This is a genomic window from Microbacterium sp. E-13, from assembly GCF_049912955.1.
Lineage (GTDB): Bacteria > Actinomycetota > Actinomycetes > Actinomycetales > Microbacteriaceae > Microbacterium.
In genome coordinates this window covers 2,836,716-2,850,381 of sequence record NZ_CP183973.1, presented here as the reverse complement: position 1 = coordinate 2,850,381, position 13,666 = coordinate 2,836,716, and the positions used below count along the sequence as shown (strand labels likewise).

11 protein-coding genes are annotated in these 13,666 nt (G+C 69.9%); 6 read left to right on the top strand and 5 right to left on the bottom strand.

Annotated elements, in window-relative coordinates; translation table 11 throughout:
• Positions 1 to 22 precede the first annotated feature (22 nt).
• Positions 23 to 1,138 (bottom strand): phosphoserine transaminase, encoded by a 1,116-nt coding sequence (gene serC / locus ACN9MP_RS13090; protein ID WP_426320812.1) that lies wholly within the window; start codon positions 1,136 to 1,138, stop codon positions 23 to 25.
• Positions 1,139 to 1,519: 381 nt separating this feature from the next.
• On the opposite strand from serC, the gene ACN9MP_RS13085 reads away from it, so the two are divergent.
• The 3 genes from ACN9MP_RS13085 to ACN9MP_RS13075 all read left to right on the top strand — a co-directional run bounded on the left by ACN9MP_RS13085 (position 1,520) and on the right by ACN9MP_RS13075 (position 4,241).
• Positions 1,520 to 2,221, top strand: coding sequence for a metal-dependent transcriptional regulator (locus ACN9MP_RS13085; RefSeq protein ID WP_426320811.1), 702 nt, complete (start codon positions 1,520 to 1,522; stop codon positions 2,219 to 2,221).
• Between the two features lie 249 nt (positions 2,222 to 2,470).
• Positions 2,471 to 3,382 carry a M23 family metallopeptidase gene (locus tag ACN9MP_RS13080; protein WP_426320809.1) on the top strand — a complete coding sequence of 304 codons (912 nt, stop codon included), beginning with the start codon at positions 2,471 to 2,473 and terminating at the stop codon, positions 3,380 to 3,382.
• 361 nt (positions 3,383 to 3,743) lie between these two features.
• Entirely contained in the window at positions 3,744 to 4,241 is a 498-nt protein-coding gene (locus ACN9MP_RS13075) for an HNH endonuclease (RefSeq protein WP_426320808.1), read from the top strand.
• A gap of 30 nt (positions 4,242 to 4,271) precedes the next feature.
• Here the strand turns inward: ACN9MP_RS13075 and ppk2 are convergent, their stop codons facing one another.
• Positions 4,272 to 5,084, bottom strand: a complete 813-nt coding sequence (ppk2, locus tag ACN9MP_RS13070; protein WP_426320806.1) for a polyphosphate kinase 2 — start codon at positions 5,082 to 5,084, stop codon at positions 4,272 to 4,274.
• A 130-nt stretch (positions 5,085 to 5,214) separates the two neighbouring features.
• Here ppk2 and ACN9MP_RS13065 point away from each other — a divergent pair, with 130 nt between their 5' ends.
• The 3 genes from ACN9MP_RS13065 to ACN9MP_RS13055 all read left to right on the top strand — a co-directional run bounded on the left by ACN9MP_RS13065 (position 5,215) and on the right by ACN9MP_RS13055 (position 11,308).
• Entirely contained in the window at positions 5,215 to 6,045 is an 831-nt protein-coding gene (locus ACN9MP_RS13065; RefSeq protein ID WP_426320804.1) for a hypothetical protein, read from the top strand.
• Position 6,046: 1 nt separating this feature from the next.
• Complete coding sequence (locus tag ACN9MP_RS13060) at positions 6,047 to 7,774, top strand: DNA polymerase Y family protein (protein ID WP_426320802.1); 1,728 nt, start codon at positions 6,047 to 6,049, stop codon at positions 7,772 to 7,774.
• 72 nt (positions 7,775 to 7,846) lie between these two features.
• Entirely contained in the window at positions 7,847 to 11,308 is a 3,462-nt protein-coding gene (locus ACN9MP_RS13055) for an error-prone DNA polymerase (RefSeq protein WP_426326022.1), read from the top strand.
• Between the two features lie 7 nt (positions 11,309 to 11,315).
• Here ACN9MP_RS13055 and ACN9MP_RS13050 read toward each other — a convergent pair whose 3' ends face one another.
• From ACN9MP_RS13050 to ACN9MP_RS13040, 3 genes are all read right to left on the bottom strand, one after another.
• Positions 11,316 to 11,522 (bottom strand): DUF2188 domain-containing protein, encoded by a 207-nt coding sequence (locus ACN9MP_RS13050; protein ID WP_426320800.1) that lies wholly within the window; start codon positions 11,520 to 11,522, stop codon positions 11,316 to 11,318.
• 56 nt (positions 11,523 to 11,578) lie between these two features.
• Positions 11,579 to 11,908: a hypothetical protein gene (locus tag ACN9MP_RS13045; protein ID WP_426320799.1), complete on the bottom strand. Its 330-nt coding sequence runs from the start codon at positions 11,906 to 11,908 to the stop codon at positions 11,579 to 11,581.
• A 174-nt stretch (positions 11,909 to 12,082) separates the two neighbouring features.
• Positions 12,083 to 13,477, bottom strand: a complete 1,395-nt coding sequence (locus ACN9MP_RS13040; protein WP_426326021.1) for a glutamate decarboxylase — start codon at positions 13,475 to 13,477, stop codon at positions 12,083 to 12,085.
• Between the last annotated feature and the right edge of the window lie 189 nt (positions 13,478 to 13,666).

Genomic DNA, 13,666 nt, shown 5'->3' with positions numbered 1-13,666 from the left:
GGTCAGAGGCGAGTCGCCCGATTCAGCCGAGCCGCTCGACCGTGTAGTCGATGCAGCGGATGAGCTGGCGCACGTCGTCCGGGTCGATCGACACGAAGGTCGCGACGCGCAGCTGGTTGCGTCCGAGCTTGCGATACGGCTCGGTGTCGACGATGCCGTTGGCGCGGAGGCTCTTCGCCACGGCCGCAGCATCCACCGACTCGTCGAAGTCGATCGTGACGACGACGGGGGAGCGGTCGGCCGGGTCGGTGACGAAGGGCGTCGCGAACGAGGATGCCTCGGCCCAGTCGTACAGTGCCTGCGACGACTCGCGGGTGCGGGCGTCGGCCCACTGCAGCCCACCACTGCCGTTGATCCAGCGGAGCTGTTCGTTGAGCAGGAACAGCGTCGAGAGCGCCGGGGTGTTGAGCGTCTGGTTGAGACGCGAGTTGTCGACCGCCTGCTTGAGGCTCAGGAAGTCCGGGATGTACCGGCCCGAGGCGGCGATGCGCTCGATGCGCTCGATCGCGGCCGGCGAGACCAGCGCGAACCACAGGCCGCCGTCCGAGCCGAGGTTCTTCTGCGGGGCGAAGTAGTAGACGTCCGCCTCATGCGCCGAGAAGTCGATTCCGCCCGCGGCACTCGTGGCGTCGATCACGGTCAGGGCGCCGTCGTCCCCTCCCACCCGCTCGACCGGAGCCGAGACGCCGGTCGACGTCTCGTTGTGCGGCCACGCGTACAGGTCGACGCCGTCGACCGCCTCCGGGGTGGTGCGGGTGCCCGCGGCCACTTCGCGCACATCCGGCGTCTCGAGCCACGGTGCCTTCGCGGCCTTGGCGAACTTGCCGCCGAACTCGCCGAACACGAGGTTCTGGCTGCGCTTCTCGATGAGGCCGAACGCCGCGGCGTCCCAGAACGCCGTCGAGCCGCCGTTGCCGAGGATGATCTCGTATCCATGGGGAGCCCGGAACAGCTCACGCAGTCCCGCGCGCACGTGGCCGACGAGATCCTTCACGGGCGCCTGGCGGTGCGACGTGCCCATCAGGGCGGCACCGCGACCGGCGAGGGCCTCGAGGTGCGCGGGGATGACCTTCGACGGGCCGCACCCGAAGCGTCCGTCGGCGGGCAGGATCTCTCGGGGAAGCTCGATGTGCGCCATGCCTCGATTCTAGAGAGCCGCACACGGCGCTCCCGTTCCCATGACGCCGACCGCCGCCCACCGGTGGCCGGTACGGCGCCGCTGCCCCGGTTCGGGTTCGGGGCGCGGCATCCGTTCCCCTTCGACAGGTTGACCGGGCTTCGACAGGTGAGACACGCCGATGCTGATCCCGCTTCAACAGGTCAACCGGGCTTCGACAGGCGTGACACGCCGATGCGGGTCCTGTGCAGGCGCGGTTGACCTGGGGAGGCGGGCCGGGCCCCGCCCCTCCCGCGGCCGAGGGACCCACGGCGCCTGCCGCCGTTCCCCCGCCCCCCGCCGGGGCGCCGGGGACAGAGGATAGGCTGTCCTGAGCCCCTTGACAACCCTGAGGACACCGCGATGACCGACCTGATCGACACCACCGAGATGTACCTGCGCACGATCCTCGAGCTCGAGGAGGAGAACATCGTGCCGCTGCGTGCGCGCATCTCGGAGCGTCTGGGCCACTCCGGCCCGACGGTGTCGCAGACCATCGGGCGCATGGAGCGCGATGGCCTCGTCGTGGTCTCCGAGGACCGCACGCTCGAGCTCACCGACGCGGGTCGCCAGAAGGCGGTCGACGTCATGCGCAAGCATCGGCTCGCCGAGCGCCTCCTCTCCGACGTGATCGGTCTGGACTGGGCGTACGTGCACGAAGAGGCGTGCCGGTGGGAGCACGTGATGAGCGAGCAGGTCGAGCGGCGTCTCGTAGAGCTGCTCGGGCACCCGACGGAGTCCCCCTACGGCAACCCGATCCCGGGCCTCGACCAGCTCGGAGACTCGCCGACGGGCGGGTTCGAGCAAGGCGTCGTCGGCCTCGTGCGCCGCCTCAACGATGCGGGCGAGCCCATCACGGGCACCGTCCGCCGTCTCGCCGAGCCCGCACAGGTCGACCCCGAGCTCCTCCAGCAGCTCAAGGGCGCCGGCGTCGTGCCGGGAGCCATCGGCGACTACCGCTACAACGAGGGCTACGTCCTGGTGCAGATGCAGGGCAGCGACGAGGGCCTGGAGCTTCCTGTCGAGGTCGCCTCCCACATCTTCCTGGTCGACGAAGCGCACTGATCGCGTGCAGGATGCTGCGGCCGCCGCATCCGTTCTCCACACTGTGTGCGGATTGCCAGGCGCAGAGCGTGACAGAATCGTGACCTTCGGGTAGCCTCGAAAAGTCCGACAGGTACGAAGCCCGCCGACCGGACCCCGCGTGGATTGCCTCACCGGCTCGTCGTCCACACGTGGTGAAGCCCGCACACCGTGCCCCGACACAAGTGCTGACGAGCCAGGCGCTCCGGCGCGGAGGCGCCGGAGGACAGTTTGGCTGAAGAGATCGAGTCGCACGCGAACGTGCCCGAGCACGCGGCGACGGACCACGACCGTCGCGCGCGCAAACGGAAGCCCCCCGCGCGACGCTCTCGCGCCGTTGCGCCCGCGAAGCCCAGCCCGGCTCGCGCGACCGCGGCGTCCGCCCCCTCGATGAAGTCGCGCGTCGCCAAGCCGCTGCGCAGCCTCGTCATCCTGAGCATGGTCGGCGGCCTCGTCGCGACCGTCGCGCTCCCCGCCTTCGCGGCCGGCGCGACAAGGACCGCCGACGACCCTGTGACCATCCAGCAGATGGCGGTCGGCGACGCGCAGTCCTTCGTCGCCGCGTCCGACGCGAACGCCGCGCAGCTCTCTCGCGAGAGCTACGCCGCCACGACGGCCGAGGAGATCGAGAAGAAGAAGGCCGAGGAGGCCGCTGCGGAGCGCGCGCGCCAGATCGCCGCGGCCGCCGCGGCAGCAGCGTCTTCCCGCGGATCGGTCCCCACGAACATCGCCCTCACGTCGCCGGGCGGCGGCGAGGTGCGCTGGCCCCTCCTCAACTTCACCAAGGGCCGCGGGCTCTGGGACTCCGGGTACCACCAGGGTGTCGATCTCCTGACGTCGTGCGGCACGCCCATCTACGCGGCCGCGGGCGGCGTGGTCAAGGTCTCGCAGGAGAGCTACGGAGGCTACGGAGTCGCCGTCTCGATCGACCACGTCATCGGCGGCCAGCGGGTCAACACGCTCTACGGTCACATGACCTACGGCAGCCGTCAGGTCTCCGTCGGTCAGTCGGTAGCGCCCGGTCAGCTCATCGGCCTCATCGGCAGCACGGGCAGCTCGACCGCGTGCCACCTCCACTTCGAAGTCCACATCAACGGCTCCGTCGTCGACCCGTGGGCGTGGCTGCAGGCCAACGCCGGCTGAGCCGTTCCCGCTCGATCGTCTCGGATCCCGGATGCCGCCTCCCACCTCGGGAGGCGGCATCCGTTCTTCGACACGCCCGAAGTCGTTCATCCCGCTGGCGGCCCCGGTGTCTGCTGCGTGCGTTACCCTGAATCCCGACGCTGAGAGAGCGGAGGGAGCCGATGGGCTGCACACCACGCATCCGCACCATGGATGCGCTTGGACGCCTCGTCCTTCGGCATTGCACGAGTGGATGCCGCGGCATTGCCGTGGTGCCAGGGCGCTGTCTGTAAGACAGCGCCTTTTTTCATGCCCCTGCGCCCTTGATCGTCGCGCAAGTCGAATACCGAGAAGCCGTCCCGGCCATTCGAGAGGATGATCAATGCGCACTCTGGTGCTGAACGCGGGCTATGAGCCGCTCGCCGTCGTGTCGTTCAAGCGGGCGCTCGTGCTCGTCATGAACGAGAAGGCCACCGTGGTGGAACACTCCGAGTCCGATCCGGTGTGGGGCACCAGACGCTCGTATGAACGCCCAGCCGTGATCATCCTCACCCGCTATGTGCGGGTGCCGGGCGGTCGCCACGTGCCCGTGACGCGCCGGGGAGTGCTCCGGCGTGACAACCACCGCTGCGCCTACTGCGGCAAGGCCGCGTCGACGATCGACCACGTGCTGCCGCGCTCGCGTGGCGGCGCCGACTCGTGGGAGAACCTCGTGGCGTGCTGCCTCCGGTGCAACAACGTGAAGGGCGACCGCACCCCGCAGGAGATGGACTGGGAGTTGCGCATCCTCCCGCGTCCGCCGCGCGGCGCGCAGTGGACGGTCCGTGGCACGGAGCGCACCGACCCGTGCTGGGAGCCGTATCTCGCGCTCGCGGCGTGACGGGCTCTCTCCCCATCAGCGCCTGGCGCGTCAGCGGTGGTCGCCGCCGAGGAGCGTGGAGGCGACGTCGGGCACGTAGTTCTCGAGGTTGCGGGGAGGTCGCTCGTACCCCAGTGACGATGGACGCTGCGGGATGACGACCTCCTCGCGTTCGACGTCCTCGTACGGTATCTGCGAGAGCAGGTGGGTGATCATGTTGATGCGGCTGCGACGCTTGTCGATCGAGGGCACCTCGTACCAAGGGGCCTCGGGGATGTCGGTGTGCACGAACATGCTGTCTTTGGCGCGGGAGTAGTCCTCCCACTTCGTGATCGACAGCACGTCATTGGGGCTGAGCTTCCAGCGGCGCATCGGATCGTCGGCCCGTGAGCGGAATCTCGCCTCCTGCTCGTCGGGCGAGACGCTGAACCAGTACTTCAGCAGAACGATGCCGTCTTCGACGAGCATCCGCTCGAAGATCGGCGCCTGATGAAGGAAGCGGTGGTACTCGGCGTTCGTGCAGTAGCCCATGACCTTCTCGACGCCCGCGCGGTTGTACCAGGACCGGTCCATCAGCACGATCTCGCCTGCCGCAGGCAGGTGAGGCACATAGCGCTGGAAGTACCACTGGCTCCGTTCGCGCTCGGTCGGAGTGGGGAGCGCGACGGTGCGTGTGACTCGCGGGTTGAGGTATTCCGACACCCGCTTGATCGTCGAGCCCTTTCCTGCGGCGTCGCGCCCTTCGAAGATCACGACGATGCGCGCTCCGCTGGCCTGCACCCACGCCTGCATGTCGACCAGCCGGGCCTGCAGACGACGGAGCTCCTGCTCGTAGGCCCGCCTGGGAATCCGGGAGTCGCTCATGAGACCAGAGGCTACACGTCGGGGGTCGAGTACCGCAGGACGGGTTCGGCTCGAACATAATTGTCGGAACCTGGCGGTACTCTCGACTTCTCGGATTGAGATGATAGAACATCTGTTCTAGTCTGTGGGAATGAGGGCGATCGTGCAGCTCACTGCTCAACACGTGCACGAGCCGGCCGGAACGACTCCGGCAGGCGGGGGCTCCAGCGTCATCGAGGCGGTGGGCCGGCGGTCCGCCGGTTCGGCAGCGAACACCATCGGGCAGGCAGGCACCGTCGCACAGCTGCGTGCACAGCTCGAGCGGGTGCAAGGGCGCCGGCTCGACGCGCCGGTGCTGCCGGTGCATCCCGCCCTCGCATCCCTGCTCCCCGGGGGCGGTCTGCGGCCCGGCGCGGCGTACTCCCTGCCCCGGTCGACGTCGTTGCTGCTCGCGCTGCTGGCCCAGCCGTCCCAGTCCGGGTCCTGGTGCGGAGTGATCGGGATGCCGCGGCTCGGCGCCGAGGCGGCAGAGGCGCTGGGGGTCGATCTGTCGCGGCTCGTGCTCATCCCGGATCCCGGTGCGCGCTGGCTGGCGGTGACTTCGACGGTCGCCGAGGTGCTGCCGGTGGTCGCGGTGCGTCCCTCCGGCAGGGCCGCAGACGGCGAGCTCTCGCGTCTGGCCGCGCGCTTGCGCGATCGCGGAGCCGTGCTCCTCGTGCAGGGCCCATGGCCGCAGGCGGAGGCGGTGCTCGAGGCGGGGGAGCCGACATGGGAGGGCGTCGGCCGCGGGCACGGGTATCTCTCCGGCCGCGCCGTGACGCTCACGTCGTCGAGCCGGCGGTGGCCCAGATCGCGGCGTGCTCGCGTGATGCTTCCGGATGCCGCGGGTCACGTGTCGGCCGCACCCGAGCGCATGCGCCGCGTAGAGGCACTGCCTCAGTCAGAGGAGTCCTTGCCGCTTCCCGCGAGGGCGGTGGGGTGACATGACGGCGGGAGCACCCGTCCGGAGCCTCGTGCTGTGGTTCCCTGACTGGCCGGTCACGGCTCTCCTGCGGGAGGCGGGCTCGGTCGCGGAGGAGGAGGGAGCCGGCCGAGTCGTCGCGGAGCGCCCGGGCTCGGCACCGGATCCGATCGGCGAGCGGTCCGCCGCAGGGCGCGGGGCCCAGCATCCGGTCGCCGTCGTGGAACGCAATCTCGTCGTCGCGTGCTCCGCATCCGCTCGGACGGAGGGGGTGCGCCGCGGTCAGCGCCGCCGCGACGCGCAGGCGCGGTGCCCCGGGCTGACACTGGTGAATGCGGATGCAGCGCGCGATCATCGCGCATTCGCCCCGGTCGTGTCGCTGGTCGAGGAGCGGGCTCCCGGCGTGCAGCTGGTGCGCCCCGGACTGTGCGCGCTGCGCGCCCGTGGTCCGGCACGGTACTACGGGGGCGAGAGCGAGGCCGCCCGCATGCTGATCGGGGCGCTGGCCGAGGAGGGATTCGACGACGTCCGCGCGGGGGTCGCCGACGGGCCGTTCACCGCGGAGCAGGCGGCGCGCGACGGCACCCGCAGGGGCGAGCCGGTCTTCGTCGTGCCCACCGGGGGAGCAGCGGGGTTCCTCGCGCCGCTGCCGGTCTCGGCGCTCGAGGCGTCGGCGATGCTGGGCGCCGGCGCGGCGGGCGCGAAGGAGGCCGCCGATCTGGTGGGGCTTCTCGCGCGTCTGGGTGTGCAGACCCTGGGGGGCTTCGCCGCGATGGAGGCAGATCGCGTGCGCGAGCGTTTCGGCGAGCGGGGCGTCCGGTTCCACGCGCTCGCCGCCGGGTACGACTCGCGGCCGGTGCAGCCACGCACGCCGCCGCCCGAGCTGCAGCGGGAGGTGGCGTTCGAGCCTCCGCTCGAGATCGCCGACCAGGTGGCGTTCGCGATGCGTGTCACCGCTGACGACTTCGTGGCCGTACTCGGCGCGGTGGACCTCGTGTGCACCGAGCTGCGGGTCGAACTCGTCGGCGACCGGGGTGAGCGCAGCGAGCGGGTGTGGCTGCATCCCGGATCGTTCGACGCGGCGGCGGTCGTCGACCGGGTCCGGTGGCAGCTCGCGGAGGAGGTGGGCACGGGCGACACCACCGGGCGCGGACTGCGCAGCGGTGTCGCGCTGGTGCGGATCTCGCCGGAAGCGGTGGATGCGGCATCCCATCACGCTCCGGCGCTGTTCGGCGGCGGCCCTGAGGAGCGGGTGCACCATGCGCTGTCCCGCGTGCAGGCGATGCTGGGGCATCGCGGCGTGCTGACCCCGGCGATCGGCGGCGGCAGATGGCTGGCCGAGCGTCAGGTGCTCGTGCCCTGGGGCGACCGCGACGAGCGCGATCGGCAGGCGAACGGCGGCGGGGGCCTGGCGGCTCAGCGCGCGCGGCCGTGGCCGGGAAGCCTTCCCGATCCGCTGCCGGCGACGGTGTTCGCCGACCCGGTGCCGGTCGATGTGCGGGCGCTCGGCGGTGAGCTCGTCGACGTCGACCAACGGGGCAACGTGTCGGCCGTGCCCGCGTTCTTCATCGAGAGCGGGCGTCGGCGCCCGATCGAGGCCTGGGCGGGGCCATGGCCTGTGGTCGAGCGGGGATGGGATGCCGCGCGCTCGCGTCGTGCCTACCGGTTCCAGGTCGTCGACGCCGACGGCGCCGCCTGGCTGCTGGTGTGCGACGGCGATGTCTGGACCGCGGAGGCCAGCTATGACTGAGCTCCGGTCGTTGGGCGAGGAGCGCAGCGACGAGACGAAACGCCTCGGACCGACGAGAAGCCGGGGTTGCTGATGGGATTCAACAATCCGGGCGTTCCGTGGTCTGAGATGGAGCGCGTGCTGAGCGGTCGCCGCCGGCCCGATGCGGTCCCGGTCGGCGCCGACGGCGGCGACAGCCCGGCGTGGTCGCGCAAGCGCGGGCCGTACGTCGCGCCCGAGATTCCGCGGCCGGCCGATGCCATCCCGTACGCAGAGCTGCACGCGCACTCGTCGTACTCCTTCCTCGACGGGGCGTCCTCGCCGGAGGAGCTCGCCGAAGAGGCCGAACGCCTGGGACTGCACGCCCTCGCGATCACCGACCACGACGGCTTCTACGGCATCGTGCGGTTCGCGGAGGCGGCCGAGGCACTGCACCTGCAGACGGTGTTCGGCGCCGAGCTGTCGCTCGGGCTGCCGAAGCCGCAGAACGGCGAAGCCGATCCGGCGGGCGCGCACCTGCTGGTGCTCGCCCGCGGCGAGGAGGGGTACCACCGGCTGGCGGGGGCGATCACCCACGCGCAGCTGCAGGGAGAGGAGAAAGGCCGGCCGGTCTACGACCTCGAGGAGCTCGCGGCACAGGCCGGCGAGCACTGGGCCGTGCTCACGGGATGCCGCAAGGGCGCCGTGCGCCGTGCGCTCGCCTCCGCGCCCGGCACGGCCGGGGCGGATGCCGCGGCCCGTGAGCTCGACCGCCTGGTGACGCTGTTCGGACGCGAAGCCGTGAACGTCGAACTCATCGATCACGGCAATCCGCTCGACACACGCGACAACGACGTGCTGGCCGGGCTCGCGCGGGAGCGGGGGCTCCCGCTCCTCGCGACCAACAACGTGCACTACGCCGTGCCGAAGCGGCAGCTCCTCGCCGCGGCGGTCGCGGCGGTGCGGGCGAACCGGGGCCTGGACGAGCTCGACGGCTGGCTGCCCGCGCATGCCGGCGCGCACCTGCGGTCGGGCGCCGAGATGGCCGAGCGGTTCGTGCGGTTCCCCGATGCCGTGGCCCGCACCGTGACGCTCGCCGACGAACTCGCCTTTCCGCTTCGCAGGGCGAAGCCCGCACTTCCGAAGCAGAAGGTCCCCGAGGGGCACACGCCGATGTCCTGGCTGCGAAAGCTCGTGTGGGATGCGGTGCCGCGCAAGTATCCGGATCTGTCGGAGGAGAACCGGTCCCGCATCGAGAAGGAGCTCGGCGTGATCGAGCGGAAGGATTTTCCCGGCTACTTCCTCATCGTCCACGGGATCGTGCAGGAGGCGCGGCGGCGCGGCATCCTGTGCCAAGGTCGTGGATCCGCGGCCAACAGTGCGATCTGCTACCTGCTCGACATCACGGCCGTCGACGCCATCGCGTACGACCTGCCCTTCGAGCGGTTCCTGTCGAGCCTGCGCGAAGAGGAACCCGACATCGACGTCGACTTCGACTCGGATCGTCGCGAGGAGATCATCCAGTGGGTCTACCAGGAGTACGGGCGCGACCGCGCGGCCCAGGTCGCGAACGTGATCCAGTACCGGCCCAAGAACGCCGTGCGCGACATGGCCAAGGCGCTCGGGCATTCGCCCGGTCAGCAGGACGCCTGGTCGAAGCAGATCGAGGGCTGGGGTGCGCTCCTCGAGACGGGCGCGGGTCACGACATCCCCGATCAGGTGCTGGAGTTCGCAGCCGAGCTGCTCAAGGCGCCGAGGCATCTCGGCATCCACTCCGGCGGCATGGTGCTCACCGACCGGCCCGTCGGCGAGGTCGTGCCGATCGAGCACGCCCGCATGGAGAACCGCACGGTGATCCAGTGGGACAAAGACGACGCCGCCTGGATGGGGCTGGTGAAGTTCGACCTGCTGGGCCTCGGGATGCTGGCGGCCCTGCAGTACTGCTTCGACATGATCCGCGCCTCGACGGGGGAGGACTGGGAGCTGTCGACGATCCCCAAGGAAGAGAAGGCGGTCTACGACATGCTGTGCAGGGCCGACTCGATCGGGGTCTTCCAGGTCGAGTCGCGCGCACAGATCGGCCTCCTCCCACGCCTGCAGCCGCGACGGTTCTACGACCTGGTCATCGAGATCGCGCTCATCCGGCCCGGTCCTATCCAGGGCGGGGCGGTGCATCCGTTCGTCAAGCGCAAGCTCGGGCAGGAGGAGATCACCTACGCCCACCCGAAGCTCGTGCCGGTGCTGGAGCGCACGCTCGGCATCCCGGTGTTCCAGGAGCAGCTCATGCAGATGGGCATGGCCGTCGGCGGGCTCACGGGGGAGGACGCCGATCTGCTGCGCCGGGCGATGGGCTCCAAGCGCGGGATCGAGCGCATCGACTCGCTGAAAGAGAAGCTGTTCGCCGGCATGGCCCAGAACGGGCTCGTCGGCGAGGAAGCCGATGCGATCTACGCCAAGATCCAGGCGTTCGCGAACTTCGGCTTCGCCGAGTCGCACTCGCTGTCGTTCGCGCTGCTCGTGTACGCGAGCTCGTGGATCAAGCTGCACTATCCGGGCGCGTTCCTCGCCGGGCTGCTGCGGGCTCAGCCGATGGGGTTCTACTCGCCCGCGACCCTTGTCGCCGACGCGCGCCGCCACGGCGTCGAAGTGCGCCGCCCCGACCTGCACCTGTCGGGCGTGGAGGCCGTCCTCGAGCCGGTCGACGGCCTCCTCGACCCCACCACGCGGCCGCTATCGCCTGATCTCACCGCGGGGGAGCAGGGGCCCCGGTTCACCGGCCTCGACTCCTGCCTGGAGCGCCACCAGCCGCCGGTCGGGCTCTTCAACATCGATGCGCCCGACGAGTCGGCGGCGCATCGCCGCGACGAGCGATTCGCGGTGCGGCTGGGTCTCGCCGGCGTGAAGGGGATCGGCGCGACGGTCGCAGAGCGCATCGTCGCTGCACGCGAAGCCGAGGGTGCGTTCCGCGACCTGCGGGATCTCGTGCGACGCACCAGCATCACCGCCGTGCAGGTCGAGGCGCTCGCCACCGCGGGTGCGTTCGAGTGCCTCGGTCTCAGCCGGCGGGAGGGGATCTGGCTGGCCGGGTCGGCGGCGCAGGACCGCCCCGAGTTCCTGCCCGACTCCCTCATCGCGGTGCAGCCGCCGCTGTTCGCCGATCCCACCAGCTACGAGCGGCTCGCGGCCGACCTGTGGGCGACGGGCATCTCGACCGATGATCACCCGATCACCCACTACCGCTCCGCGCTCGACGCCCGCGGGGTCCTGACTTCCCGCGAACTGCGCAGCCACGATGTCGGCCGCCGCGTCGAGGTCGCAGGCCTCGTGACCCACCGGCAGCGGCCGGCGACGGCATCCGGAATCACCTTCCTCAACCTCGAGGACGAGCAGGGGCTCGTGAACATCGTGTGCTCACTGGGGGTCTGGAACCGCTATCGCCGGGTGGTGCGCGATTCTCCGGCTCTCATCGCCCGCGGCATCCTGGAGCGCTCGGCCGAAGGGGTGACGAACCTCCTCGCCGACAGGTTCGAAGACCTCCGCATCGGCGTACAGCATCGCGCGCGGGACTTCAGATGACTTCGCGTCACTCCTGCTCGTCGGTGATCGCTCCGGTGGGTTCGGAATCCTGCACCACGTGATGCACTCCGAGCTCATCGGCGACCCCGCGACCGGCATCCACCGCCTCCTCCTTGCTGGAGAAGCTCTGGGACAGTTCGGGATGCCCCTCCACGTGGTTCTCCCACTGGCCGCGATTCGACCGCGTCACCACGGCCGGCGTGCTGTCGTTCATCGTCTGCTCCGGTTTCCTCGATGAGCACCGCGGCGCCGCGACCGCTGGGGCGTTGTTCAGAGGTCGGTGTCCCAGTTGTTGTCGTCGGGCGTACCGCTGTCGAACGTCGCGACGGGTCGCAGCCGGCGCTGGATGGCACTGAGCCGAGCCACGGCCGTCGTGTCGACGAGCTCCTCTCCGTCGACCTCCACATCTCGCGCGACGATCTGGCTCGCCGGGCCGATGAGCACCATGATCCGCCCGATGGATCCGTCCTGTTCCCTCGTCGGCACCGAAACCGTCTCCGCCACTCCCGCCTCGGCGAGCGCCTGACTGCAGTACAGCAGAGCTGAGGCGATGTCGTCCCCGGTCACGAATTCGCTTCCCGCGTAAATCACCCTCTTCACGCGCCTATTTCTACCCGCGTGACGGGCATTTCCGCTTGGGGTTGCGACTCGCCGTGGAACGGGCTACAGCCGAGTGACTCCGACCGCTAGTCACTGGCCCTGCCTCCACCCTCGCACGCGAGCGAGGGGTCGCGGTCGGATCACCCGGATTGCGCACCCCATCGGGGATCCGCGTCAGTGGTGGAAGGCGCCGGCTTCCTCCTCCGTCATGGGGACGGAGATCGGGTGCTTGTCGAAGTGCGCGATGGCGTCGCGGTAGTCGTCCATCAGGAGGGACGCCTCGTCCCGGCTGAAGCCGACGCGCACGAGAATGCGCTGAATGGGCAGATCCTCGCGGTTCGGGGGCATCGTGTACGCCGGAACCTGCCAGCCTCGCGTGCGCAGGCGGTCTGCCAGGTCGAACAGGGTGAAGCCGTGGTCGACCCCGTCCTTCAGCTTCCACGAGACCGCCGGGATGCCCTCCTGAGGGGTGCCCCCGTTGATGATGTCGAAGTGCCCGAGCTTGTCGATCTCGGCGGCGAGGTACATCGCGGTGTCGTAGCAGGACTGCTGCACCTTGCGGTAACCCTCGCGGCCGAGCCGGAGGAAGTTGTAGTACTGCACCACGATCTGTCCGCCGGGCCGCGAGAAGTTCAGCGCGAACGTCGGCATGTTGCCACCCAGGTAGTTCACGTTGAAGACGAGTTCTTCCGGCAGGTCCGCAGCATCCCGCCAAACGACCCAGCCCACCCCCAGCGGCGCCAGGCCGAACTTGTGGCCTGAGGTGTTGATCGACTTGACGCGCGGAAGGCGGAAGTCCCAGACGATGTGCGGAGCGGTGAAGGGCGCGAGGAAGCCGCCGCTGGCGCCGTCGACGTGGATCGGGATGTCGAGGCCGTTCTCCTTCTGCAGCCGATCGAGCGCCTCGCTCACCGCCTGCACCGGCTCGTAACCGCCCGTGAATGTGACGCCGAGGGTGGGGACAACGCCGATCGTGTTCTCGTCGACGCGCTTCACCACCTCCTCGGGGGTCATGAGGAAGCGGTCGCCCTCCATGGGGATCTCGCGCAGCTCGACGTCCCAGTACCGGGCGAACTTGTGCCAGCAGACCTGGACGGGGCCGGTGATCAGGTTCGGCTGGTCGGTCGGCTTGCCGTCGGCCCTGCGCCGCTTGCGCCAGTTCCACAGGAGCGCCATGCCGCCGAGCATGGCCGCTTCGCTCGAACCGGTGGTCGACGTGCCCATCGTGTTCGCGGCGTCGGGCGAGTTCCACAGCCCCGCGAGGATGTGCACGCAGCGCTCCTCGATCTTTGCCGTCTGCGGGTACTCGTCCTTGTCGACCATGTTCTTGTCGAGCGACTCCGCCATCAACTGACGAACCTCGGGCTCGAGCCACGTCTGACAGAAGGTGGCGAGATTCTGGCGTGAGTTCCCGTCCATCATCAGTTCGTCGGAGACGACCTGATAGGCGTGATGGGGCAGATGCTCCTTCTCGGGAATCCGGTACTTCGGCATCGACACCGACAGGTCGCTCGACGCGAAGACCTCGTCGAGGAGCTCGTCACGGATGTTCTCGCGGTGGTGCAGCATCTCGTAGCCTCCGTCCCGGGCCCCCTGCGGGCGCACCCCGCCCTTGTCGAGCGCAGCGGGCTGGGACGACGTGGCGAGGTTCGAGGCCAGAATGGCGTCGCCCGGGGGAGGTGTCAACCCTCCGGGTCTCATCGCACTGTTGCCGCGGTCGGCACGCAGGCAATACGGTGCACCCAGGTCGCGGGGTCA